25 protein-coding genes are annotated in these 25,215 nt (G+C 62.7%); 15 read left to right on the top strand and 10 right to left on the bottom strand.

Annotated elements, in window-relative coordinates; genetic code table 11:
• From FHT70_RS20440 to FHT70_RS20460, 5 genes are all read right to left on the bottom strand, one after another.
• Entirely contained in the window at positions 1-267 is a 267-nt protein-coding gene (locus tag FHT70_RS20440; RefSeq protein ID WP_183704473.1) for a hypothetical protein, read from the bottom strand.
• Between the two features lie 112 nt (positions 268-379).
• Positions 380-2,905, bottom strand: coding sequence for a mechanosensitive ion channel family protein (locus FHT70_RS20445; protein WP_183704415.1), 2,526 nt, complete (start codon positions 2,903-2,905; stop codon positions 380-382).
• 136 nt (positions 2,906-3,041) lie between these two features.
• Entirely contained in the window at positions 3,042-3,593 is a 552-nt protein-coding gene (locus FHT70_RS20450; protein WP_183704417.1) for a DUF924 family protein, read from the bottom strand.
• A 270-nt stretch (positions 3,594-3,863) separates the two neighbouring features.
• Positions 3,864-4,928 (bottom strand): histidine kinase dimerization/phosphoacceptor domain -containing protein, encoded by a 1,065-nt coding sequence (locus FHT70_RS20455; RefSeq protein WP_183704419.1) that lies wholly within the window; start codon positions 4,926-4,928, stop codon positions 3,864-3,866.
• A 130-nt stretch (positions 4,929-5,058) separates the two neighbouring features.
• Positions 5,059-6,504 (bottom strand): MFS transporter, encoded by a 1,446-nt coding sequence (locus tag FHT70_RS20460; RefSeq protein WP_183704421.1) that lies wholly within the window; start codon positions 6,502-6,504, stop codon positions 5,059-5,061.
• Between the two features lie 524 nt (positions 6,505-7,028).
• On the opposite strand from FHT70_RS20460, the gene FHT70_RS20465 reads away from it, so the two are divergent.
• From FHT70_RS20465 to FHT70_RS20525, 13 genes are all read left to right on the top strand, one after another.
• Entirely contained in the window at positions 7,029-8,354 is a 1,326-nt protein-coding gene (locus FHT70_RS20465) for an ABC transporter substrate-binding protein (RefSeq protein WP_183704423.1), read from the top strand.
• Between the two features lie 116 nt (positions 8,355-8,470).
• Positions 8,471-9,439 (top strand): sugar ABC transporter permease, encoded by a 969-nt coding sequence (locus FHT70_RS20470; RefSeq protein WP_183704425.1) that lies wholly within the window; start codon positions 8,471-8,473, stop codon positions 9,437-9,439.
• Positions 9,436-10,389: a carbohydrate ABC transporter permease gene (locus tag FHT70_RS20475; protein ID WP_183704427.1), complete on the top strand. Its 954-nt coding sequence runs from the start codon at positions 9,436-9,438 to the stop codon at positions 10,387-10,389. The genes FHT70_RS20470 and FHT70_RS20475 overlap by 4 nt, the downstream gene beginning before the upstream one ends.
• Positions 10,386-10,604: a hypothetical protein gene (locus FHT70_RS20480; RefSeq protein ID WP_085778512.1), complete on the top strand. Its 219-nt coding sequence runs from the start codon at positions 10,386-10,388 to the stop codon at positions 10,602-10,604. Before FHT70_RS20475 ends, FHT70_RS20480 begins: the two co-directional genes overlap by 4 nt.
• A gap of 3 nt (positions 10,605-10,607) precedes the next feature.
• Positions 10,608-11,705: an ABC transporter ATP-binding protein gene (locus FHT70_RS20485; RefSeq protein ID WP_183704429.1), complete on the top strand. Its 1,098-nt coding sequence runs from the start codon at positions 10,608-10,610 to the stop codon at positions 11,703-11,705.
• Positions 11,698-12,726, top strand: a complete 1,029-nt coding sequence (locus FHT70_RS20490) for an ABC transporter ATP-binding protein (RefSeq protein WP_183704431.1) — start codon at positions 11,698-11,700, stop codon at positions 12,724-12,726. Before FHT70_RS20485 ends, FHT70_RS20490 begins: the two co-directional genes overlap by 8 nt.
• A gap of 53 nt (positions 12,727-12,779) precedes the next feature.
• Positions 12,780-14,420, top strand: coding sequence for a dihydroxyacetone kinase subunit DhaK (locus tag FHT70_RS20495; protein WP_183704433.1), 1,641 nt, complete (start codon positions 12,780-12,782; stop codon positions 14,418-14,420).
• A gap of 50 nt (positions 14,421-14,470) precedes the next feature.
• On the top strand, positions 14,471-15,085 hold the full coding sequence (dhaL, locus tag FHT70_RS20500; RefSeq protein WP_183704435.1) for a dihydroxyacetone kinase subunit DhaL: 615 nt from the start codon (positions 14,471-14,473) through the stop codon (positions 15,083-15,085).
• Positions 15,086-15,099: 14 nt separating this feature from the next.
• On the top strand, positions 15,100-15,498 hold the full coding sequence (gene dhaM, locus FHT70_RS20505; protein WP_037175071.1) for a dihydroxyacetone kinase phosphoryl donor subunit DhaM: 399 nt from the start codon (positions 15,100-15,102) through the stop codon (positions 15,496-15,498).
• Positions 15,498-15,842: an HPr family phosphocarrier protein gene (locus tag FHT70_RS20510; protein ID WP_097600011.1), complete on the top strand. Its 345-nt coding sequence runs from the start codon at positions 15,498-15,500 to the stop codon at positions 15,840-15,842. Before dhaM ends, FHT70_RS20510 begins: the two co-directional genes overlap by 1 nt.
• A complete protein-coding gene (locus tag FHT70_RS20515; RefSeq protein WP_183704437.1) occupies positions 15,826-17,391 on the top strand; it encodes a putative PEP-binding protein in 1,566 nt (521 codons plus the stop codon). Before FHT70_RS20510 ends, FHT70_RS20515 begins: the two co-directional genes overlap by 17 nt.
• A gap of 1 nt (position 17,392) precedes the next feature.
• Positions 17,393-17,806 carry a hypothetical protein gene (locus FHT70_RS20520; RefSeq protein ID WP_008535099.1) on the top strand — a complete coding sequence of 138 codons (414 nt, stop codon included), beginning with the start codon at positions 17,393-17,395 and terminating at the stop codon, positions 17,804-17,806.
• 51 nt (positions 17,807-17,857) lie between these two features.
• Positions 17,858-18,850, top strand: coding sequence for a dihydroxyacetone kinase subunit DhaK (locus FHT70_RS20525; protein WP_097600014.1), 993 nt, complete (start codon positions 17,858-17,860; stop codon positions 18,848-18,850).
• Between the two features lie 13 nt (positions 18,851-18,863).
• Here the strand turns inward: FHT70_RS20525 and FHT70_RS20530 are convergent, their stop codons facing one another.
• The 3 genes from FHT70_RS20530 to FHT70_RS20540 all read right to left on the bottom strand — a co-directional run bounded on the left by FHT70_RS20530 (position 18,864) and on the right by FHT70_RS20540 (position 21,410).
• Complete coding sequence (locus tag FHT70_RS20530; protein WP_097600015.1) at positions 18,864-19,592, bottom strand: alpha/beta hydrolase-fold protein; 729 nt, start codon at positions 19,590-19,592, stop codon at positions 18,864-18,866.
• Positions 19,589-20,548 (bottom strand): acetylxylan esterase, encoded by a 960-nt coding sequence (locus tag FHT70_RS20535; protein ID WP_183704439.1) that lies wholly within the window; start codon positions 20,546-20,548, stop codon positions 19,589-19,591. The genes FHT70_RS20530 and FHT70_RS20535 overlap by 4 nt, the downstream gene beginning before the upstream one ends.
• A 466-nt stretch (positions 20,549-21,014) precedes the next feature.
• Positions 21,015-21,410 carry a Rap1a/Tai family immunity protein gene (locus tag FHT70_RS20540; protein WP_097600018.1) on the bottom strand — a complete coding sequence of 132 codons (396 nt, stop codon included), beginning with the start codon at positions 21,408-21,410 and terminating at the stop codon, positions 21,015-21,017.
• 244 nt (positions 21,411-21,654) lie between these two features.
• On the opposite strand from FHT70_RS20540, the gene FHT70_RS20545 reads away from it, so the two are divergent.
• Together FHT70_RS20545 and FHT70_RS20550 are read left to right on the top strand one after the other, a co-directional pair.
• The gene (locus tag FHT70_RS20545; protein WP_097600019.1) at positions 21,655-22,155 is read left to right on the top strand and encodes a MarR family transcriptional regulator; all 501 of its coding nucleotides are present in this window, start codon (positions 21,655-21,657) and stop codon (positions 22,153-22,155) included.
• 69 nt (positions 22,156-22,224) lie between these two features.
• The gene (locus FHT70_RS20550) at positions 22,225-22,638 is read left to right on the top strand and encodes an NUDIX domain-containing protein (RefSeq protein WP_097600093.1); all 414 of its coding nucleotides are present in this window, start codon (positions 22,225-22,227) and stop codon (positions 22,636-22,638) included.
• A 21-nt stretch (positions 22,639-22,659) separates the two neighbouring features.
• Here the strand turns inward: FHT70_RS20550 and FHT70_RS20555 are convergent, their stop codons facing one another.
• Both FHT70_RS20555 and FHT70_RS20560 read right to left on the bottom strand, forming a co-directional pair.
• On the bottom strand, positions 22,660-23,961 hold the full coding sequence (locus tag FHT70_RS20555; RefSeq protein ID WP_183704441.1) for an epoxide hydrolase: 1,302 nt from the start codon (positions 23,959-23,961) through the stop codon (positions 22,660-22,662).
• A gap of 74 nt (positions 23,962-24,035) precedes the next feature.
• Entirely contained in the window at positions 24,036-25,166 is a 1,131-nt protein-coding gene (locus FHT70_RS20560; protein ID WP_183704443.1) for a DUF3095 family protein, read from the bottom strand.
• Between the last annotated feature and the right edge of the window lie 49 nt (positions 25,167-25,215).

Genomic DNA, 25,215 nt, shown 5'->3' on the forward strand with positions numbered 1-25,215 from the left:
CTACTTGATGACCGCCGAGCCTTTGACGATGTCGATCGTCTCGCCGCCATCGAGCCCGATCCGGTCACCGTCGGGTGTGGTCATGAAGCAGCCGGAGGAACAGAGACTTTCGGAAGCGCCGGCATCGACCACGACTTCGACGCGCTGTCCACCCTCGGTGATGACGAGCACCACGGCGGCAGGATCGGTATTCGTGATGGATGCGGCATTGACCGCGGGCGCGGCAAGCAGCGGGACAAGCAGAACGGCGGCAAATCTTGCCATCATGTGCGGCGGCGCCAACGCGCCCTCCCCTCGAAAGATCGGTGCTGCCCTCGGCAGCGATCCCGATGGAAGGGATCATGCACATAGACCTGTGAATGATGGCTGAATAAGCTGTTCAGCTCTCCGCTGCGCGCCCGCGCAGCTGGCGCACCGGCCGCACTTCTTCCTCCACTGGTCTATTCTCGGAATTCTCATGGCCGTCCGCGTGTTCCTTAACCGCATGGGGAAGGACGGAGGCAGCCTCCCGATGGATGGTAAGGTCGCTCTGTGGCAGCGGGATTTCTATGCCTTCCGCCTTGAAGCGCTTGAGGATATCGATCCTGAGATTGTTGCGCACCGTCAGGCCGTCGCCCATGTCGGCGAGGAAGAAGCGAAGCTCGAAATCGAGCGAATAGGGGCCGAAGCGCAGGAATTCGACATGCGGCTCGGGATTGCGCATGACGAGCGGTATCTTCGCCGTCAACTCTAAGAGAATATCCATGACCTTTTGCGGATCGGCGTCGTAGCTGACGGAAACCGGGATTTCCGAGCGACCGATCTTGTTGCGGTGCGTCCAGTTGCCGACGAGGCCGTTGATCAGTTCCGAATTCGGCACGATGATCGCCTGCTTGCGGAAAGTCTCGATCTCGGTAGCGCGCACCGAAATGCGCTTGACGATCCCTTCGGCCGTGCCGGAGACGACGTGATCGCCGACCTTGAACGGCCGCTCGACCAGCAGGATCAGGCCTGACACGAAGTTGGAGACGATGTTCTGCAGGCCGAAACCGATACCGACCGAAAGCGCCGAGGCGACGAGCGCGAAGCTCGACAGATCGATGCCGGCGGCGGAGACGCCGATGATCGCCGCAATGCCGACGCCGAGATAGCCGATACCTGTCTTCACCGAATTGCGTACGCCAAGATCGACATGGCTTCGAGCCATCACATTGCCGTCGAGCCAGCGCTGCAGCCAGCGAGTTAGCAGGTAGACGCCGGCAAACAGCAAGATGCCGGTGCAGATGCCGAGCAGCGAAATGCTGATGCCGCCGAGCTTGACCTCAGTGAACAGCCGGTAGGCGATCAGCTGGAGGTCCTGCACATGGAAGCCCCAAAGCAGCAGGATAAGCGGAATGCCGACGAGCAGCGCCACCGCATAAATGGCAAGGCCGACGAGCAGGCCAACCTGATCAATCGCCACGGGTCCGAGGTTGAAACGGCGTGTCAGGAAGCGCGCGAAGAAAGTATCGCCGAAGCTCTCCTGCCGAGATATCGCCTTGCCGGAGAGCAGACCGACATACATGGTGGCAACGACTGCGCCGGTGATGATGAGCTGTGTGGCGACGAAACGCGCCAGCCCCACATAACCCGCGAGCGCTGAAACGATCAGGGCAGTGCCGACGACGCGCAGGATGATTGCCATGCCGCGCGGCCAATGTCGGCCCGGCGCGTCGGGATCACCGTTCCTCGCCAACATCGGCTTGCCGAAGGAGGCTACGATCAGGATGATGCCGATGATGAGCGCGGCGACCAGGCTTCTGACCACGGTCAGCACCAGCGGCGAGCCCATCGCTTCGCCGATGCTGCTGAAGAGATAGTCGAGTCCGTTGATGACTGCCATCGCCAGGAGGCAATAACCGATTGAGCGCGCGCCCAGGTTGGAAAGCTTGACTAATCGCCAGCGCGGTTCGTGCGGCGCGAAGATAGCATTGACGAAGCGGCCGACGAAATAGACCAGCCCGATCGTCCCGAACAGAGCGCCGATGACGGGGGCGATATCCGGCCGCAGCACGTTGAAACTGTTCAGGAAGAAGAAGGACGTGACGAGCAGCACCGAGAGCGCCAGGGTGCGGATCAGCGTCGACCAGAAGGCGATCGACAGCCGGCCGATATAGGACGGGTTCTCGACAGCCTCGTCCCGGCGCAGATATGAGCCGAACAGCCGGTAGCTGCCGGAAAGCAGAATGAGTGCCGAAGCGAGCGACAGGAAGATCGCCGCAAAAAGCGGGAAGCGCTTGAACTTCCAGACGAAGGAGGCCCAGCTCGACAGCGCCGTGGCAAATTCGCCAGTCTCCCGCACGAAGGCAGTCGCCGCATCGTCGAGGACGGAGACCGAGATTTCGGTGCGCTTGAAGAGCGTATCGGCAAACAGCTGCCGCCGCATCTCGATGATCTCGTTCATGAGCTTCGTCACCGCGATCGACAGGTTTTCCGCATCGCCCGTCACCGCGTTGATCTGCGCGCGCTCGGCGGCGAGCGCATTCCGCTCGTCCGTGACGATCTGCGCCTCGGGAGGCTGCCCATCCTTCGGGGGCTCGCCGATCTCGGCCAGCCGGTTCTTGATCTGGTCGAAACGCGGCCTCAGGTTGACCGATATGGTGATGACGGCGCGGCTGAGCTCGTCGGCCCTGGTTGCAAGCCCGACCAGCGCATCGTCATTATCGGCGTTCGCCTTGACGCTGTCCTGAAGTGAGCCAAGCTGGACCTTCGCCTTCTCGATCTCCTTCGCCGCCTGGGCGGAAGTCGTATCGACAAGCGACGCCTCTGCTGCTGCCCCCTGCGGCTGCGGTTCCTGCGCGAAGGCTGCTGCGCTCTCGAAATGCGCACCGGCGAGCGCCAGCGTCACGAGAAGAATGGTGCGAAGCAGGATGGATCTCAGCCGCAAAAAAGCCTCCGAAAAGGTTGTCATCGAAATTGAATGCTCGCTTTTCATCGCAAAGAAAGGCGACAGAAAGGCGGGAGATGCCTAAAGCGCCCTGCCCAACGAGCTTGTCCATGCCGCGCTCATTCGCCCAAACAGCTCAGAACCCTGCATCGGGCTTGGAGAGATAGTCGAGTTCTGCTGCCGTCGATTCCCGCCCGAGCATGGCATTGCGGTGAGGAAAGCGCCCGTAGGCGGCGATTACCTCGCGGTGACGGATCGCATAATCGAGATATTCCTCGTCACCGAGCGCGGTGAACAGGGCCACCGAACGGTCCTGCTCGTCGAGGTTCTCGGCGTGTTCGAAGGGCAGGTAGAAGAAGGTCCGGCAAGCATGTTCAACCGCTTGGTCGGCACCGGCCGCAAGCGCAAGCTTGGCTTCCCGAAGGGCAAGCCCGTCGGTAGCAACGGCAAGCCCCGTGCCGCGATAGATGTTGCGGGGAAACTGATCGAGCACGATGACGGCCGCCAGCCGGCTCACCGGATCGGCCCGCCATTCATCGCCGACGCCCGCGGCAAGCGCCAGATGCGTATCGCGGAAAACATCCCGGATCTCGACATCGAGTTCCCGCGGGGGGCGAAACCATAGGTCGCGGCCACATCGAACGAACCAGAAATCGTAGACTTCGCGAGGTGTGCGGATCGTTGTCATGCTTTCCTCCCGCCGCGTTAGGTTCGATGACGTTATGCCGGCAAGCTCTAGTAAAAATAGGACAAGGTGTGCCTGCGGCACCCTCATCCGCCCTACGGGCACCTTCCCCGTTGGGGAGAAGAGGGAGTTGAGACGTTGCCGCCAATCTCTTCTCCCCAGAGGGGGCCGAAGGACGGGTCGAGTCCCGTGGCTCGACCCCGGTCGTCGGTGCCGGCAGCCAGATGAGAGGGCCGCAGGCACACACCCTTCATCGTGACCTTCCACCTCTACCTACTTCTCCTCATGCAACGAAAACACAAGCATCGCCCTCGTCCCATCATGCCCGGGATCGTAAGCGAAATCCGATTTCAAGCTCGCGGCCATCGCCGTCAAAATCCGTGTGCCGAGGCCCGTTCCCCTCGCCGAGTTCTCTGGAGCAAACCCCGCTCCGTCATCTTCGACGATCAGGCGCAATTCGCCGTCGATCTGATCGACAACAACGCGGATCTCGCCTGAGACGCCGTCGGGATAGGCATATTTGAAAGCATTGGTGACGAGTTCACTGACGATCAATCCGAGCGTGATCACCTTGTCGGTCGCCAGATTGACCGGTTTTGCGGTCAGCACGATACGGTGCGGCCGCTTGTCGTCGCGCATCGAAGCTTCAAGCTCGGTCAGCAGGCTGTCTAGATATTCATCGACCTGCACCGAGCCGACCTGCCGGTTGGTGTAGAGCCGGCGGTGGACGCTCGCGATCGCGTTGATGCGCATCTGCGTCTCGTGCAGCGCATCGATCGCCACCTGGTCCTGGGTCATCGAGGATTGCATGCGGATCAGCGCGCCGACGAGGCCGAGGCTGTTGGCGATGCGGTGGTTGACTTCGGCAAGCAGCATTTCGGCATGGTCGCGCTGCTGGCGGATCACCTCCTGCGCCTGCGCCGTCTCGCGGCGGAAGCGGGCCCGCTCCAGCGCCTGTTCGAGGGCGGCGGCGAGCAGGTCGAAATAATCGGCCGAAATCCCCTTCAGCATGTAGTCATCGGCACCCGCCTTCAGCGCCGCGACCGCAATGCTGGTGTCGTCCGACCCCGTTGCATAGATGACCGGCGGATGATCCGGCACGGATGTGATGCAGGGCAGAATGTCGAGTCCGGTCTCGCCGCTCAGGAGATGATCGAGCACGACCGCATCGATGCCGCCTTCGGCGATCCGCGCCAGGCCGGCAGCACCACTCTGCGCCCACTCGACCGATAAGCCGCAGCGCGCAAGGTTTTTCTGCATCAGGAGCGCGAGCCCCTCGTCGTCGTCGATATAGAGGATGTGGATCAGGGTATCCGCATCGCCGCTAGAATTGCTCATTCCGTCTCCCGGCGTTCTCTCTAAGCAACGACCGCCCGCAAGCGTCCGAGTCGTCGGCATGAGCACTGTCGTATTGCATTGACCGCCTGAGGTAAACATCGCTCATCGCTCGCTCTTGTCGCAGGCGACGTTAGCGCTTCTGGAATTTCCGATGGCCGGAAACTTCGGCGCCCGCCTCCTTCGGCAATTGCAGAAAGCGCAGCGACGAGACGATGCCGATTGCGCCGACCACGACGAAGGCCCATCGGAAATCGGCCATGACGGGATTGTCAGCACCTCTGAGAGCAGAGGAAATATTGAGCACGGCGGCTGCCACCGCAACGCCGAGCAGCATCGACATCTGCTGCAGCATGCTCGACAGCGTCGAGGCCGAGCTTCGCTGCGCCGGGCCGATATCGGCAAAGGCGAGCGTGTTCAGCGCCGTGAATTCCATCGACCGCGACAGGCCGGCGAGAAAGAGCAGCGCATGGATGAAAAACGGCGGCGTCTCCGGCGTCAGGAAACCGCAAGCAACGATCGAAAGCGCGGCAATCAGTCCATTGAGCCCGAGAACGGTGCGGAAGCCAAAGAAGCGTAAGAGCGGTGTCGTCACCGCCTTCATGCTGAAATTGCCGAGAAAATACACGAGCAGATAGGCGCCGGCGGCAATCGAGCTCAGTCCGAAGCCGAGCTGGAACAAGAGAGGCAGCAGGAAAGGCGTCGCATTGATGGCCGTTCGGCAAGCCGTGCCCGCCGAGAGCGTCGACATGGAAAAGGTCTGGACGCGGAAAGCCGAAAGATCGAGCAGCGGATTGTCGACGGCAAGGAAATGCCGCGTCGCCATAACCGATAATACGACGCCGGCCGCCAGCATGGAGATGACCGGCCAAATCCCGCCTTCCCATTTGACCGAAAGCTCCAAGGCCGCGAGCAGCAGGGTCAATCCGGCAGCGCTCAGGACAAAGCCGAGAATATCCAGCCGGCCGGGATCGGCCTCCCGCTGTTCGGGCACGAAGCGCAGCACCAGTCCCATGCCGACGATGCCGATCGGAATATTGATCAGGAAATTCCAGTGCCAGCTGGCATAGGTGGTGATGAAGCCCCCGAGCACAGGGCCGACCACGGGCGCCGTCAGCGCCGGCCAAGTGATGAGCGCAATCGCCTGGACGAGTTCGGATTTGCGGGCATTCTTCAGCACGATGATGCGCCCGACCGGCGTCATCAGCGCGCTCCCTGCCCCCTGCAGCGCCCGCCACAGCACGAATTCTGTGAGGCTGCCGGAGAGCCCGCAGAACAGCGAGGCGCCGGTGAAGACGCCGATCGACACCAGGAAGACGCGGCGCGCGCCGAAACGATCGCCGAGCCAGCCCGACAGCGGAATGAAGGCCGCCATCGTCAGCATGTAGACGGTGATGCCGATGCTCATCGACACCGGCTGCACGCCGAAGCTTGCCGCCATCTGCGGCAGCGAGGTGGCGACGATCGTGCCGTCAAGGATCTGCATGAAGAAGGAAACGGCAACGACCAGAGCCACAATCTTCGCCTGGCGGTCGTTTGCCGCCTCTTGTCCCTGCTCGCTCGTCTCTGCCGTGGTCATGGATCCGCCAATGAAAATTCCGGATGACGCGGCAGGGAAGCGGGAGGAAGCCGATCGGAGATCTGCCGCGAGGGGAGCGCGGTTGAACCACGCACTGGCTGAATACGCCTGTTGCATCAGGCCCGAAAGGCTAAATCTCGCACTGCACCGGAATTTCCCGAGATGGCCGGCATGGACAAAAGAAGAAGGCCTCACCGGAGGCGAGGCCAAGTTTGAACCGCTCCCGGGAAAACAGGAGCGGCGTCGAGGTCCATACCCTGCGGTCCATCCGCCAGCGAGGCCGGATTTCGTCGTATCGGTACGCTTGCACGGGAAATTTTCACGAGTTGCCAGGAGATCGGTCGAAACCCGGCCGGCAGCACCTGGTGCGCCGCAGTAACTAATATCACTTGCAATGTTTATAAAATGCGCTATCACTAAACACATTGCTAAACATGATGATTGAGGAGTTCATGTGAGCATTCTCTGAAACGGGTGAACATGCGACGCCGGTGGGGAGCCGGTCTTGGTTCTGGGAGGAACTTATGCAGAAAACATCGAAAGCCCTTTTGGGGCTGGCCACGGCGTTCGTAATGTCGTCGGCATTGCCCAATCTCGCCAAAGCCGATGAACTTACGCTGTGCTGGGCCGCATGGGACCCTGCCAATGCACTCGTTGAGCTCTCGAAGGACTTCACCGCCAAGACAGGCACGCAGATGAAGTTCGAGTTCGTTCCCTGGACGAGCTACGCCGATCGCTTCCTTAACGAGCTGAATTCTCACGGCAAACTCTGTGACCTCATCATCGGCGACAGCCAGTGGATCGGCGGCTCGGCCGAGAACGGCCATTACGTCAAGCTGAATGACTTCTTCGACAAGGAAGGCATCAAGATGGATGACTTCGTGCCGGCGACTGTCGTCGGCTACTCGGAATGGCCGAAGAACACGCCGAACTATTGGGCGTTGCCCGCCATGGGCGACGTCGTCGGCTGGACCTACCGCAAGGACTGGTTCGAAAAGCCGGAACTCCAGAAGGAATTCAAGGCGAAATACGGCCACGATCTCGCAGCTCCGAAGACCTATGATGAGCTGAAGCAGATCGCCGAGTTCTTCCAGAAGCGCGAGATCGACGGCAAGACCGTCTATGGAGCCTCGATCTATACCGAACGCGGGTCCGAAGGCATCACCATGGGCGTCACCAACGTCCTTTACGATTGGGGTTTCCAATACGACAACCCGAAGAAGCCCTACGAGATGGAAGGCTTCGTCAACTCGGACGATGCGGTCAAGGGCCTCGAATTCTACAAGTCGCTCTATGACTGCTGCACGCCGCCCGGCAGCTCCAACGTCTATATGGTCGAATCCGCCGACGCCTTCAAATCCGGCCAGGTCGCCATGCAGATGAACTTCGCCTTCACCTGGCCCGGCCTCTACAAGGACGAGAAGGTCGGCGGCGACAGGATCGGCTTCTTCCCCAATCCGGCGGAGAAGGCGCATTTCGCCCAGCTCGGCGGTCAGGGGATCTCGGTGGTTTCCTATTCCGACAAGCGCGACGCCGCCCTGCAATACATCAAATGGTTCGCACAGCCTGAGGTGCAGGCCAAATGGTGGGAACTCGGCGGCTTCTCGTGCCTGAATTCCGTCGTCAACGCGCCTGAGTTCGCCAAGAGCCAGCCCTATGCCCAGGCTTTCCTGGACTCGATGGCGATCGTCAAGGACTTCTGGGCCGAGCCAAGCTACGCCTCGCTGCTGCAGGCCATGCAGAAGCGCGTCCATAACTACGTCGTCGCCGGCAACGGCACTGCCAAGGAAGCGCTCGACGGCCTGGTGAAAGACTGGAGCGACGTCTTCAAGGACGACGGCAAAATCTAGTGCCTGACGGGACTGGTGGCATCCCTCTGCGCGCCATCCTCACCAGGATGGCGGCCCGGATCGGCAGACGAGCCGGGCCGCCGGATCTTTCATATCCGAAAAGACCGGGTGAAAACTTGACCATTTCCCATCCCTCAATTGTCGAGAAAGCCGCCGACGCGACAGCAAGGGCAACGCCCGCCTCGTTTGCCCGGCGCGTCCGCGGCCTCTCCGACAGGGCGATCGCCTGGCTGTTCATCGCGCCTGCCATCACCCTGCTCCTGGCGATCAACATCTTCCCGCTCATCTGGGCGGTCTATCTCTCCTTTACCAATTACCGCGCCAACCGGCCGAATGCGCCGGTTCTGGGCGTCGGCCTTGGAAATTACGAACGCGTTCTCAACGATCCCGATATATGGCAGGCGATGCAGACCACCGCCCATTTCGTCTTCTGGACGATCCTGCTGCAGACGGTGATCGGTTTTTCGCTCGCCTACCTGATTGACCGCAAGTTTCGCGGCCATGCCTTCTGGACGACGATTATCCTGATTCCGATGATGCTGTCGCCCGCCGTGGTCGGCAACTTCTGGCGCTTTCTCTACGAGCCGCAGATCGGCCTCTTCGCCTATGCCGTCTCGCTGGTGTCGGGCATTCCGACATCCGATGTCCAGATGCTGGGCAATGTCTCTCTGGCGCCCTGGGCGATCATCATCGTCGATACCTGGATGTGGACGCCTTACGTGATGCTGATCTGCCTCGCCGGACTGCGCTCGATCCCCGACTATATCTACGAGGCGGCCGAGGTCGATCGTGCATCGCCCTGGCGTCAGTTCTGGTCGATCACCGTGCCCATGGCCCTGCCCTTCATCATGCTCGCGGTGCTTTTCCGCGGCATCGAGAATTTCAAGATGTTCGACATGGTGACGCTGCTGACCGGCGGCGGACCGGGCTCGGTCACCGAGGTCGCCTCGATAACGCTGAAACGCGCCGCCTTCGAAAGCTGGGCGACCGGCCGGGCCTCGGCCTTCGCCATCGTCCTCTTCGTCGCGGTGTTCGGCCTCGCCAACATCTACGTCAAGGCATTGAACAAGGTGAAGCAAAGATGAGCGCCGCCAACTCCGCCCATTCGGTCGTCGAGCCGAGCCTCACCAGCAAGCGCATCGCCGGCACGATCGTCGTCCTCTATGCGCTGATCACCCTCATCCCGCTCGTCTGGATCTTCCTGACCAGCGTCAAATCGCCGCCGGATTCGATCAGCTATCCCCCGAAGATCGTTTTCACGCCGTCGCTCGAAGGCTATTGCAATCTCTTCACCACGCGCACGCGGCAGACACCTGATTACATCGCCTCGCTGCCGCCGCCGGTCGGCACCTGCGATGAGGTGACGCGCAAGCGCAACATGGTGATCGCAGGCCCGTCAAACTTCCTGCCGCGCTTCGTCAACTCGCTTGTCATCGCCTTCGGCTCCACCTTCCTGGCGGTCTTCCTCGGGACGCTCGCCGCCTACGGCTTCTCCCGCTTCAGGGTGCCGCTCGCCGACGACCTGCTGTTCTTCATCCTGTCGACGCGCATGATGCCGCCGATCGCCGTCGCCATCCCGATCTACCTGATGTATCGCGAGCTCGGCCTGTCGGACACGGCGCTCGGCATGATCCTGCTCTATACCGCCGTCAACGTCTCGCTCGCCGTCTGGCTGCTCAAGGGCTTCATCGACGAGATCCCGCGCGAATACGAGGAGGCGGCGATGATCGACGGCTATACGAGGCTGCAAGCCTTCCGCAAGGTCGTGCTGCCGCAGGCGACCACTGGCATTGCCGCGACTGCGATCTTCTGCCTGATCTTCGCCTGGAACGAATATGCCTTCGCCGCCCTTCTCACCTCGGGCGAGGCCCAGACCGCGCCGCCTTTCATCCCGACGATCATCGGCGAAGGCGGGCAGGACTGGCCGGCGGTCGCCGCCGGCACGACGATCTTCCTGATCCCGATCCTCGTCTTCACTATTCTCCTGCGCAAGCAGCTGCTGCGCGGCATCACCTTCGGAGCCGTCCGCAAATGAGCCACCTGATCGAGACACGCACCCGCACCCCTGCCCGCCCGAAACGGCCATTCTTGCTGCGCCGCGGTCCGATGGAGAATATCGCCACCGTGCTGATCGGGCTCGGCTTCCTGATGCTGTTCCAGCCCTTCCTGTTGGTGCTCTACACCTATTCGCTGGTGACCCTGCTGATCGGCACCGTCATGTTCATCATCGTCTCGAAATTCCCGGAGTAAACCATGGCGGACATCCGGATCGAAAATCTCCGCAAAGAATTCGGCAACTTCGTCGCCGTTGAGAATTCGACCTTCAGCGTCCATGACGGCGAGTTCCTGGCGCTGCTCGGGCCTTCCGGCTGCGGCAAGACGACGACGCTTCGCATGATCGCCGGCCTCGAGTTGCCCTCGAGCGGCAAGATTCATCTCGACGGCGAGGACGTCACTTTCAACCGCGCCAGCGCCCGGGACATCGCCTTCGTCTTCCAGCTCTTTGCGCTCTACCCGCATATGAATGTGCGCAAAAACATCGGCTTCCCGCTGCTGTCGCAGGGCATGCCGAAGGCCGAGATCCGTCAGCGCGTCGACGAGACCGCCCGCCTGCTGCAGATCGACCATATTCTCGACCGCTCGGTCTCGGGCCTTGCCGGCGGCGATCGGCAGCGCGTGGCGCTCGGCCGCGCCATCGTCCGCCGCCCGAAATGTTTCCTGATGGACGAGCCGCTCGGCACGCTTGATGCCGAGTTCCGCGAGATCATGGTTCACGAGCTCCGCGAGCTGCACAACCGCATCCATGCCACCACCGTCTACGTGACCCACGACCAGCACGAGGCGATGGCGATGGCCGATAAGATCGCCGTGATGAACCATGGCGTCATCGAGCAGTTCGGCACGCCGCAGGAGATCTATGCCAAGCCGGCGACCATGTATGTCGCCGATTTCATCGGCTCGCCGCCGATGAACTTCATGCGCTTCACCTCCGGCCTGAAGAGCGGCGACACATCCATCCTGCTCGACGGCGTCAATGTCGCCGTTCCCGAGATTCATCAGGACATGGCAGAAAGCGAACTGGCGCTCGGTGTCAGGCCCGAGCATATCCGCTTCAGCGACGCCTCGCCCCTTCGCGGCGCCGTCTATGGCAGCGAATATCTCGGCACCAACCAGGTTGTTGCCGTGGAAACCCCGGGCGGTCTGATCAAGGCCCGCGTTCCCGCCAGTCGCAGTTTCCGGATCGGCGAGACCGTCGGCCTCGAATTCAATCCGGCGAACCTCGCGCTCTTCGACTGCGTCTCGGGCCGCGCGGTGCCATCCCAGCTCTATAAGGAGACCCGGCATGGCTGATGTCGTCCTCAGAAATCTCAGCAAGCGCTTCGGCGACACCCAGGCTCTTGATGGGCTCGATCTTTTTATACGCGACGGCGAGTTCGTCGTGCTGCTCGGTCCCACAGGCGCCGGCAAGACCACGACGCTCAGGCTGATCGCCGGGCTTGAAAGACCCGACAGCGGCCGCATCGAGATCGGCGGCCGCAACGTCGCGGCCGAAGCGCCGGCGGGGCGCGACGTCGCCTTCGTCTTCCAGCAATATTCGCTCTATCCGCACATGACGGTTTACGAGAACCTCGCCTTCCCGCTGAAGGCGCCGGTGCGCAAGCTGAGTGCGGAGGAGATCGACCGGCGCGTGCGCGAGGTCGCGCGCATGGTCCGCATCGACCACAAGCTCGAAAACCGCTCGACCAGGCTCTCCGGCGGCGAGATGCAGCGCGTCGCGATTGGCCGGGCGCTGGTGCGCCGGCCGGCGATCTATCTAATGGACGAACCGCTGTCCTCGCTCGACGCCAAGCTGCGCGCCGAACTGCGCCTGGAGCTGAAGCGCATCCAGAAGGAGCTCGGTTCGACGCTGCTCTATGTCACCCACGACCAGGTGGAAGCCATGACCATGGCCGATCGCATCGGCATCGTCGCCGAGGGCCGGCTGATGCAGGTGGGAACGCCGCGCGAAATCTATGGCAATCCCGCCAACCTGCATGTCGCCGCCCGCCTCGGCCAGCCGCACATCAACCTTCTGCCGGCGGATCTGCTGCCGGGCGGCCGTCCACCATCCGGCACAAAAACCGTCGGCGCCCGCACCGAACATCTCGATATCGTCGTCGGCAAGGATGCCAATGCCGAGGTCGACTGGATCGAGCATCTCGGCGACCAGAACCATCTGCATATCCGGGTGGCCGATCCCAAGCAGCCTGCGCGGGATCACAAACTCGTCACACTCGCGGATCCATATCTGGCGATCGCGCCGGGCGACCGGATCAGCCTGACGCTGCGCGATCCGCTTTATTTCGATGCGGCTGGACAGCGCCTGTCGTGACCGGCAAACAAAACTGATGATGGCATGAAAAACAAACAGACGGGTCTCAATCGATGAAACACTTCTTCAACCGCAGGGAAACCATTGTCACCGAAGCTCTGGACGGCCTGCTTCTGACGACGAGCGGCGGCCGTCTCGCCCGTCTCGACAGCTTTCCTGACATCAAGGTGATCCTGCGCGCCGACTGGGACAAGTCTGAGGTGGCGATCATCTCGGGCGGCGGTGCCGGCCATGAGCCGTCCCACGCCGGCTTCGTCGGTAAGGGGATGCTGACGGCGGCCGTCTCCGGCGAAATCTTCGCCTCGCCGAGCGTCGATGCGGTGCTGACGGCGATCCGCGCCGTGACCGGCCCTAAAGGCGCCCTGTTGATCGTCAAGAACTATACCGGCGACCGCCTGAATTTCGGTCTCGCCGCCGAAAGGGCGCGCGCCGAGGGCTTCGACGTCGAAATGGTCATCGTCGCCGATGACATCGCCATCCCCGGCATCAAACAGCCGCGCGGTGTCGCCGGCACGCTGTTCGTCCACAAGATCGCGGGCTATTGCGCCGAAAGGGGGGAGGACCTGAAGACGGTCGCGGCCCATGCCGCGGCCGCTGCCGGCGATATCGTCTCGCTCGGCATGTCGCTCTCCACCTGCAGCGTGCCTGGACAGGCGCATGAGGATCGCCTCGGCGCTGATGAAGGCGAACTCGGCCTCGGCATCCATGGCGAACCCGGCGCCGAGCGCATCGCGCTGCAGCCGGTCGCCGATATCGTCGCCACCATGGCGGCGCGCCTGACCCCGGCTTTGCGCGAAGGGGCAGACCACGCCCTCCTCATCAACAATCTCGGCGCCGTGCCGCCGCTCGAAATGACCGTCATCGCCAAGACAGTGCTGTCCTCGCCGCTTGGCCGCCACATCAGGCTGATCATCGGCCCGGCGCCGATGATGACCGCGCTCAACATGAACGGCTTCTCGCTGTCGCTGATCCGGCTGGATGCCGTGCGCGAAGCGGCGCTGACGGCAGTGGTCGAGCCGCATGCCTGGATGCCGGCCGTCAAACGCCACGAGATCAGGGTTATCGCCGCGCCGAGAACGGCGAGCCACTTGAACGGCGCAGCCACACCAGGGGAGAACAGCCGCTACCGACGCCTGATCACGGCACTCTGCGAGCACCTGATCGAACAGGAAAACGAGCTCAACCGGCTGGACGGCCGCGTCGGCGACGGCGATACCGGCTCGACGGTGGCGACAGGCGCGCGCAGCGTGCTTGCCCGCCTCGACACGCTGCCGCTCGATAAGCCGGCGGCAACGCTTGCCTCGCTCGGCGACATCCTCGGCACCAGCATGGGCGGATCGAGCGGCGTGCTGCTGTCGATCTTCTTCACCGCCGCGGCAAAGGCGATGGCCGATAGAGCCGATATATCAGCAGCGCTTCTTGCCGGGCTCGACAGGATGACGTTCTATGGAGGAGCAGGAGTCGGCGACCGGACGATGGTCGATGCACTCTCGCCTGCCCTGCAGGCGCTCGCGTCAGGCGATATCGCTGCCGCGGCAAGGGCAGCGGCATCAGGCGCGGAGTCGACGAAGACGATGACGAAGGCGAGAGCCGGACGCGCCTCCTATGTCGGCGAAAGGGATCTCGCGGGTGTCGCCGATCCCGGCGCGGTCGCGGTCGCCGGCGCGTTCGGCGTGGCGGCAAGCCTCGCCTGACCGGGTAAAGTTCGAAAGCCCGCGGGAGACGGGCGTCAGGGAGGAAGGCAGTGCAGGCGGAACCGGTGCTTGTGGCAGAACTGATCGAAGTGTGCCGCGCGACGATCGCGGAAAACGCCGATCACCTCTGCGCACTCGATCGCGCCATCGGCGATGGCGATCACGGAACCAATATGCAGCGTGGCTGCGAGGCGGTGAGCGCCGAGGGCGAAAGCCTGTCCAGCCTGCCCTTCCCCGACGCCGTCGAAAAGATCGGCCTGACGCTGGTAATGAATGTCGGCGGTGCGGCCGGCCCGCTCTACGGAACGCTGCTGATCGAGATCGGCCGCGAGCTTCGTAAAAGCGAGGAGAAGGCCGATTTTTCCCTGGTGCTGAAACAGGCGATTGACGCGGTGGCAAAACGCGGGCGGTCGCACGTCGGCGACAAGACGCTGCTCGACGTGCTCTATCCCGTCCATGCGGCGCTCGCGAAGCGGTCTCCGCTCGGTGACGTCGCCCGCAAGGCCGAACGCTCCGCCGACAGGACCGCCGCGATGAAGGCGATGCGCGGACGCGCCGCCTATCTCGGCGACCGCTCGATCGGCCATGTCGATCCCGGCGCGTCGAGCTGCGCGCTCTTGACCACGGCGATTTGCCGCTATCTCGGGGAGCGCCGCCCCCAATGAATGAAAGGACCGGCATGAATGGAAAGACCGCAAACGTGGGTATCGTGATCGTCTCCCACTCACCGCTGGTGGCAAGGGGCATCGCCGACATGGTGCGGCAAATGGTCGGCGACTGCGTGCCGCTTGCCTGGTCTGGTGGTAACGTCCATGGCGAACTCGGCACCGATGCCGGCGGTATCCTGAAGGCGATCGAGGCCGCCTGGTCCGATGCCGGCGTCGCCGTCTTCGTCGATCTCGGCGGTGCCGAGACCAACAGCGAGATGGCGATCGAAATGCTGGGCCTTCCTCGGTCGGCCCTCGTCTCCATCTGCAACGCCCCGCTCGTCGAAGGCGCAGTCATCGCCGCCGCCGAAGCCTCAGGGGGCGCGTCGCTCGCCAAGGTCGTCGCCACAGCCGAGGAACTGTCCCCCTGATGACGAGCAGACTGCGTATTGAGAAACAGGAGCCTGATCCTTTGCACGTGAATTGCCAGACGGAGGTGGAAGTCAAGCACGGCGTCGGGCTGCATGCCCGCCCCTCCGTCACCTTCACGCGGCTTGCCAAGTCCTTCCCCTGTTCGATCGAGGTCGCCGTCAACGGCAGCGACGTCTGGCTGAACGGCAAGAGCATCATCAAGATCATGGGTGCCAGAATCCGCAAAGGGTCTATCCTCAGAATACGGGCAGACGGCATTCTTGCCGAAGAGGCGATCCGTGCGCTCAAGGAACTCATCGAGCGCAATTTCGATGAGGAAAAGAAACATGGCAGAACCGCTTAGGCTGAAAGCAAAGAGCGCATCCCCCGGCATCGCGTCCGGCCCGGCCTTCCTCGCCGAAGAGCCGAAAGCTGCTTCCGCGCCCGGAACCGCCGGCGGCTACGGCGCGCTTGAGAAGGCGATCGATATCTCGATCGGCGAACTCGAGCGCCTCGCCGAGGGCGCCGATGCCGAAAGCCGCGATATCATCGATTTCCAGATCGAGGTGCTCCGCGATCCCAGCATCGCGGAAGCAACGAGTGCCCGCATGCACGCCGACGAGAATGTCGTCTTCGCCTGGGTCGCCACGCTCGACGCCTATATCGACGAACTCGAAGCGGCCGACGAGGAACAGATGCGGGCGCGCGCCATCGACATTCTCGACATCAAGAACCGTGTGCTCGGGGCGCTCGCCGGCACCCCGGTCGCCGATTTCCCGCCCGGCTCGGTCTTCGTTGGCAAGGACATGGAGCCGAGCCGCTTCCTCGCTCATGACTGGTCGAAGGGCGGCGGTATCGCCTTGTTTGCGGGCAGCACCGCCGGCCATGTCGCTTTGCTCGCCCGGGCGAAATCTGTGCCGATGGTGGTCGGCACAGGCCGTTTCTCGGCAGCAGGGGGCGATCCTGTTGGCGTCGATGGCAACACCGGCGCCGTCATCCTCAAGGCGGGCGGCATGCTGATCCCGCCGCTCGCGCCAGCCGTCGACACCAAGACCGAAAGCCGCGAACTGCGCACGGCGGACGGCGTACCGATCCTTGTCTCCATTAATATCAACGACCCCGCCGAGATCGATGCGCTCGATCCGGCAACGGCGGGCGTTGGCCTGATGCGCTCGGAATTTTCAGTCACCTCGATCGCCGATGCCGCCAATGAGGAACGCCAGCTGGCGATCTATCGCCGCGTGCTGGAGCAGGCGGGCGAAAAGCCGGTGATCATAAGAATGCTGGATATAGGCGTAGACAAGCCGCTTGCCGGCCTCGAAGACCTGCCGGCTCTCGAGCCGGGCCTGCCCGGCATCCGGCTGCTGCTTGCCCGGCCGGAAATCGCCCGCGTCCAGGCCCGCGCCCTGCTGCGCGCCGCCGTCTTCGGCAAGCTTTCGGTGATGTTGCCGATGGTGACCTTTCCCGATGAGATCGACAGGATGCGCGAACTGTTCCGCGAGGAAGCCGAAAAGCTCGACCGCCGCGCCCTGCCGCACCGGATGCCGCCGATCGGCATGATGGTGGAGGTGCCATCTGCCGCATTGATGCTCGACACTTTCGGATCGGCGGCATTCTTCTCCTTCGGCACCAACGACCTCACGCAGTATCTCGCAGCCTCCGCCCGCGACGGCAACGAAGCCGATGCCGGCAAGGCAGCACCCGCCGTACTCCGGCTGATCGAGCTGGCGGTAAAACTTGCCGGCGGCAAGCCCGTCAGCATCTGCGGCGACATGGCCGGCGATCCCCGCTATCTCCCGGGGCTGCTTGCCGCCGGCCTCCGGAATTTTTCCGTGGCGCCGGCCCGCCGTCCCGCGATAAGATCGGCGATAACAGGCCTCAACGCCGATGGCACAAGGGCAGCCGGAGAGTAGGATGGCGCGCGAAGACACCGAAGACGCCATAATCGCCTACAAGTCCATTCTGGCGCAGATCATCGACAATAGGCCGTCCGGCACGCGCCAGCGCCTGGCCACGGCGCTCGGCAAGCACCGCAGCTTCGTCACGCAGATCACCAGCCCGACTTATGCGACACCGCTGCCGGCACGCCATCTCGCGACAATCGTGCGCGTCTGCCACTTCAGCGCGGCCGAAGAAGAACGCTTTCTCGAAGCCTATCAGGCCGCCCATCCCGGCAAGCTCCCGGATCTCGGCCATTCCGAGAAATTGCGGCACTTGTCGCTGATGGTGCCCGACTTCGGCGACGACAGGAAAAACCGCCTGCTGGAAGAGGCGATCTCCGATCTGGTGCAGAAGATCGTCGCGATCTCAGGGGCGAGCGAGCAGTGAATGGTGAGCGGACTGACGTAGCGTAATGTTTTTGGCCTTGGGAGGGGCTTGATGAAGAAGTTCATGAACACCGCGGAAACCATGGTCGCCGAAAGCGTCGAAGGCTTCGTGCGCGCCCATGAGGCCTTCGTGGTGTTCGGGGCCGAGCGCAAATGCATCCGCCGCCGCCATCTCACAGCAGGCAAGGTGGCGCTGATATCAGGCGGCGGCGCCGGCCACGAGCCGATGCATATCGGCTTCGTCGGCCAGGGCATGCTCGATGCCGCCTGCGTCGGCCATATCTTCACCTCGCCGACGCCCGCCCAGATCATTGCCGCCATCGAAGAGGCCGATACCGGCGCCGGCTGCCTGCTCGTGGTCAAGAATTACGACGGCGACCTGATGAATTTCGAAATGGCCATCGAGATGGCCGGTGACCGCCACGGCCTCGACATGATCGTCGTCAGCGACGATATCGAGACATCGAGAACGGGCGATGGCCGCGGCCGGCGCGGCGTCGCGGGAACGCTGATCGTCGAAAAGATCCTGGGTGCCGCGGCCGAACGCGGCATGCCGCTCGCCGAACTGAAGCAGCTTGGCGAGGGGCTGAACAGCCGCATCCGGTCGATGGGCGTCGCGCTGAACGGCGTGACGGTGCCGCAGACCGAGCGCACGACGTTTTCGCTCGGACCCGACGAGATGGAAATGGGCGTCGGTATTCACGGCGAGCCCGGTCATGCCAGGCAACCATTCGCTGCTGCCAATACCATCATCGGCGATCTCTGCGAAACCATTATCGCCGACATCGTAGTAACGCCGGGCGCCCGGGCGCTGCTCTTCGTCAACGGCCTCGGCGGCACGCCGCCCGCCGAACTCTACCTCGCCTACGCCGGCGCCCGCCGTTTCATCGAGGAGAAAGCCATCTCGATCGAGCGCTCGCTTGTCGGAACCTACGTCACCTCGCTCGACATGCAGGGACTGTCCGTCACCCTCGCCTTACTGACCGACGAGGAGATCGCGCTTTGGGACGCGCCGGTAGCGACAGCTGCTTTGCGCTGGCCGTGACCGCCTTCCCATATCAAATGTAGAGCGGCGCCATCTTCCGCCAGGCGCCGGCGCGGTGGGCGCGGCCGTCCCAGACATGCAGCTGGTGGCGAATGTTCTTTTCGCCGAGCAGCCGGCTGAGATAGCGGTTGTTGTCGAGGAAGGGATCGGCATCGCCGATGGTCAGCACGATGTCGATTTCGCGCAGCCTGTCGAGCCGCCAGTCGGAGCCGAGGCCGGGCAGGAAATGCGTCGGCGTGTGGAAGTAGACGCTGTCGTCGTAATAGCCATCGAACAGGTCGCCGAAGGATTCCACCTTCATCGTCAGGTCGTAGCGGCCGGAAAACGCGACGAGCTTGCGGAAGAGATGCGGGTGACGGAAGACGAGGCTCGCCGCCTGGAAGGCGCCGAGGCTGCATCCATGCACGATGGTGCAATCGTGCGGATTTTTCGCCGCCATCAGCGGCAGCACCTCGTGGAGGATGTAATCTTCCAGCGCCGCATGCCGACGAATGCGCTCGGCCGGATGATGGTGGAAACCATAGAGGCTGTCGGCGGCCAGTCCCTCGATGCAATAGAGCTGCAAATGACCGGCCGAAAGCTTGTCGGCGAGGCTCGCAACCAGGCCGAGCTGCTCATATTCGAAGAAGCGCCCTTCCCGCGTCGGAAACACCAACACCTTGGCGCCGGCATGTCCGAACACCAAGATCTCCATCTCCCGATGCAGGCGCGGACTGTACCAGCTGAGATATTCGCGGTTCATGTCACCCTGAAGAACTGTCCGATCTTGTCGCGAAGCGCCGCCTCTTGTTCAGCGCCTCCAGGGTAATCGAAATGACCGGCGTCCAGGATGAAGGTTTCATTATATTTCCATATCGCATTTGCGACAGCGAACTGGCAGGGCGGCGCAACGGCAGGATCGAAAAGCGCCACCGCCGTCAGCATCGGCACGTCGATCCGTTGCGCCGCGGTCGCTGCATCGTAGAAGCGCAGCGTCTCCAGCACGTTGCCGTGGTCGGCCTGATATTCCTGCACCGACTGCGCGCTGCCGACACTCGGCAGCTTCAGTCGCAGCGGCTGGTGGCCGAAGCTCGGAAGCGCCAGATGCCCGCGATCGATGCGCTCGTCGTAGGCGATCGCCATCGCCCCGACGCCGGCGCCGAAGCTGATGCCGCTATAGCCGATATGGCCGGAGAGCCAGGGATAGAGCGTAACAAGCGTCGAGACGGCAAGCCAAATATCCTCTACGCAGCCGCCGATGATATAGGTGTCCCGCTTGTCGATATCGTGCAGCACATGCCAGGACGGGTTCTCTGAAATCGGCGGACGCCGGCTCAGCGACAGTCCGCGGCAGCAGGGGAAGATCACCGCCGTTTCCTCGACCGGCAGATTGAAGTCAGGCTGATCCCGCCCGCCATACCCATGCCCGACGACGAGACCTCGCTTCACTTGTCCCTCGCGCGGCAACAGCAGCCAGCCGCCGATCTTGAACGCATCGGTCGAGAGATAGACGAGATCGAGCACGTGCCAGTCGGGATGGCTGAGCTTGCTGCGGGAAAGCACCGGCTGCGGATCGACATCGAGCGCCTTCAGATACCGCGCCTCCCAGAACGCATCGAAGCCCGAAGGCTCTTCCGGCGGTTCGATCGCCAGAAGCTCTTCGAGCCGCATGCCGTAGGTCGGGTCGAAGGCGAAGGGATGTGTCTTGGGAATGCTCATCCGGGCTTTGTCGCGTGAAAGCCCCGGCCGCGCAAGCCTTGCCGCTCCTACTCCGAAGCGGCCATTGGCATCTCTCCTGGCTTCTTCCGCCCGCCGAGGCTCTTGAGGAAAGTGTTCCGATCCCTCCGCCGGATGGCCGTGACCTCACGATTGAAGACGGTATTCTCGCGAAGACAGCGGTTCTCGAACAGGCGCGCTCGGCCCGCCGGCCATCGAGAAGCACCAGCCCGCCAAGGTTCTCACCATCGGCGGCGATTGCCTCGTCGATCTCGCGCCGATCGCCTATCTCAACAAGCGCTATGAAAGCGCTCGGCGTCTTGTGGATCGACGCACATCCGGATGTGCAGCCGACGACGGAAACGCCGCATGCCCATCCGCAGGTGCTCGGAATGCTTGTCGGCCGGGGCGATCCGGACTTTGTGAGCGAGGTCGAAATTCCCGTCGAGGCGGTGCGAGTCCGCGGCTCCTACGGCGCGGGGCAGCGGTATTTGTAGGCGATCAAGGTCGTCATCAGTTCGTCACCACTGGCGTCGCGTATGCCGGGATTCTGTTCGAGGAATGTGCACAGCGTATTGCCGATCGATTCCGCGGTGGTTCCAACCGGCACACAGAAGTTTGCTCCGACGGAATTGAAAAAATAAGCCGAGTTCACCATTGCTTTCGGGACAGGAACGACTTCGGTGAAAATACGGCGGGCGAGATAATCGTCCCGGTTCCACTTGTCCAACCAACCGGCAACATATCCGACGACGAACTGCCGGGAGCCGCTGCAATCAGAATAAAGCAGGTCACCGCTTGAAAAGTCCACGGGAATCTTTGCTGAAACCGTGGCCAGCAAGGTGGCGATAAGAATGCCCGACATAGTCCCTCCCGAAGCTCGCAATAGCGCGAAGCTTTGATCGGAAAGGTGTCGGAAATTAGCTTTAAAAGTGTCATCTTTTCTGCCGCAGTCGAAAGTTGCAGATACCAACCGCCAGCGCTCTTGCGAGGCTGTCTGGCGCAGCGTCGGTTGCACTGTTTCACGCAGAATCCGGCACGGGAAGCTTGCGATTTAATCGGATGCGATATATAGATATCGGCATTCAACAAGCTGGACGGATAGAGCCATGCCCGCATCCAAAAACACAAAAGCACCCGACATGCCCGCCTCCCCGCAACCCGGCGAGAGCAGCAAGAAGCTTTCGAACTTCCTGTGCTTCGCCGTCTATTCCGCCAATCTCGCGTTCGGCCGCGCCTATAAGCCGATCCTGGACGAGCTTGGCCTGACCTACACGCAATATATCGCCCTGGTCGCCCTTTCCGAGGAGGACGGCCAGACGGTCAGCATGCTGGGGGAAAAGCTCTTCCTCGAATCCAATACGCTGACGCCGATCCTCAAGAAGCTGGAATCGGCAGGCTATCTCACGCGCCATCGCGATCCCGCCGATGAACGGCAGGTCCGCGTAAGCCTGACGCCGGCTGGGCGCGATCTCCTCGTTGAGGTCGACCCCGGCGGCACGCTGATTGCCGCCAGTGGCCTCGGCGATGATTTCCCCGTCGTACGGCAATCGGTGACGAGGTTGCGCGACAACCTGTTGCGAGCGCAGGCCGAACCGGAAAAGCCATGATGGCGACAGCAGTCACAAGCTGGTGACATGTTTGCGGCGACGCATTTTCTTCCGCAGCGAGGAGACCACATGCCCGAGATCGCGATGGGTGCCTTGAGCCGCAACGGGATGCTGCTTCTCGCAAGGCGAAATTCGGAGCGCAGGATCTATCCGGGTCGCTGGAGCCTCCCCGGCGGCCATATCGAGAATGGCGAAGACGCCGAGACGGCGATGCGCCGGGAATTGATGGAGGAAATAAGCATCACGCCGGAGCGGTGGCGGCTTGCGGCAAAGTTCGTATCGCAAGCTCCGCCTGAGTCAGCGGCCACCTTTCACGTCTATCACGTCGATCAATGGCAGGGATTGCCGCAACTGGTCGGCGACGAACATACCGAACTCAGATGGTTCACTGCCGCCGAGATCGAACAGGAAACCGAGCTGGCGCCATCCCAGCTCGGTGACATCCTCGCAAGCCTCGCGATACGAGGAAGCGGCAAAGACTGAAAGCGCGGCGCGCTTCGTGATCTACTGCCGCAGCGGCCGGAATGCCGTCCTGAGTTCGGCAGTGAAGGCCATCGGCTGCTCCCATGCGGCGAAGTGACCGCCCTTCGCCAGCCTATTGTAGTGGATGAGCTTCGGATAGGCCTTCTCCGCCCAGCTCTGCGGCGCCTGGTAGATCTCGTCGGGAAAAGCACTGACGGCGACCGGGATCTTGATGCCCCTGGGGTCGAAGAAACCTCCGGTCGGATGATGCGCGTTTTCCCAATAGAGGCGTGCCGACGAGATTGCCGTGTTCGTCAGCCAGTAGAGCGTGACATTGTCGAGAATATCGTCCTTCGTCAGCCCCTCGCTCTCTCCGTCGAATACCCGCGCGATCATCCGGTAGCTGCGGATGTCGTGATCGAGCATCCACGCGGCGAGACCAACCGGCGAGTCGACGATCGCGTAGAGCGTCTGCGGCCGGTTGTTCATCTCGATGGCATAGCCGAGCCCATTCTTGTAGAAATCGTCGAGCTGATCCCAGGCGCGTCTTTCGTCCGGCGCGAGATCAGCGGGCGGCGGGCCGCCGGCAGCGAGAGCCTTGGCGATGTCGGCGGGAACCGTAGCGGCCATATTGGTGTGGATGCCGAGCAATCCCGGCGGTTGCTGCACCGCCATCAGTTCGGTGACCGCATTGCCCCAGTCGCCGCCCTGCGCCGCGAACTTCGTGTAGCCGAGGCGCTGCATCAGCGTCGTCCAGGCATGCGCGATGCGGGGCGGATTCCAGCTTCCCGATCCCGTCGGCTTCGCGGAAAAGCCGTAGCCCGGCAAAGACGGGATCACCACATCAAAGGCGTCTTCTTCGCTGCCGCCGTGCGCTGTCGGATCGGTGAGCGGTTCGATGATCTTCAACTGCTCGATGATCGATCCAGGCCATCCATGCGTCACGATGATCGGCAAGGCTTTTTTATGTTTGGAGCGGACGTGAATGAAATGAATGTCAAGCCCGTCGATCTCGGTGATGAATTGCGGGAAGGCATTGAGCCGCGCTTCCATCTTGCGCCAGTCGTAATCCGTCGCCCAATGGTTCGCGAGCTTCTGGATCGTCGAAAGCTGTACGCCCTGCCCGTCGCCTGCAACCGTTTCCTTGTCGGGCCAGCGGGTCGCCGCAACGCGCCGTCTGAGATCGTCGAGCTGATCCTGAGGGAAGCTGACGCTGAACGGGCGGATCTCCTCGCCGTTCGCCCACGCGCCGGGCACGCCGGCGATAAGGCTGATGGCTCCGGCGGCGGCCGTGGCCGCAAGCAGCTCGCGCCGCGTCGGCGATAATGAAAATGTGGGGGACATGACGCTCTCCTATCGTTCGATCTGCGTGGACGGGATACGAGGATCGACTGGCCGGCCTCGTTTGTAACAGCAGGTCATTCGCGTCTGCCCGGGACTATGCGCCCGGGCATTCCGGGGGTCAATTCACCCCTCAGGCTATGCCTCTGCTGCCCTGACTGCTTTTCAGGCTGGCGCGACGACATTGCTGCAAGCGCGCCCTGCTCCATCATCTCGGCCGCTTTCGCATAGCCGCCGCCCATTCCGTCGAGGAAATGCAGGTGCGAATCCGGCCGGCCCGACGGCACCAGGCAGGTCATCAGCGCATGCGATTGGCGGTGCAGGCCGAAATCGATCTCGCCGCGTGCCCTTGCCGCGACGAGAATGGCTTCGACGCTGTCGATCTCTTCCGGCGCGCAATCCAGCGTCAGACGCAGACCGTCGTCGAATTTGCGGAAATCCGAATTGGAGGCGACTTCGGACCAGGCTGTCGCACTGACCTGCTTTGCGCCATCCCTCGGCACCGCGCTCTCTGCCGAAATCGGATAAGACCGGCGCGATGCAGTATCGAAAACAGCAAGCACGCGCTTCGCCAGCGCCGCAAAAATCTCTGGGCTGGTGTGGTCGCGAGGCTCGACCAACAGCGACAGAATCTCTCCCTGCCGGCTCGGGAACGGCGCCCAATCGCAGCTGAGGCCTGTGAGGTCCGGCCTCGTTGCGTAGCGCCCCGGCTTGACCAGATAGCGGCCATTCTTGATCTGCTGCTCCGCCCATTTGAGGCCGCCGCCTGCAAACATCGCATAAGTCGCAGTCTCGGAGGCGGCATAGCGCGCGATCTTCACGTCGCGACCGGCGGCGCGGATCTCGCGCACGCTCAGCAGTCCGACACGAAGGTCGAGGTGAAGATCAGTCGTGGCGAAACTCGCCACCTGCCGCAAGGCCGATGTCGCGGCCATGATCCCGTGCGGCGGCAACGCGAAGGCCGCTCCGTCCCCGCGAAACACGAAGGGGAAATCGAACGAGCCCCAGGCATTGCCGAGTGCCGCGATGATCGAGGCGCCGGCATAATTGACGTCTTCATAGCGCCCTGCCCCGATCGCCGCCGTCGAACTGACGACGTCGGTGATGCCGATCAGCCAATCATCGGGCAGCGGCTCGTAGACATCGGGATCGACCACGAGCGAAAACTCGTCATAGGCCCGGTGTGGCTCTGCATGGCTGTCGATCATGGCATATTCTCCGGATCGGTTGATAGAGGCTGGTTCGGGTCTGCCGCAA

This window comes from Rhizobium sp. BK049, assembly GCF_014193135.1.
Classification (GTDB): domain Bacteria; phylum Pseudomonadota; class Alphaproteobacteria; order Rhizobiales; family Rhizobiaceae; genus Rhizobium.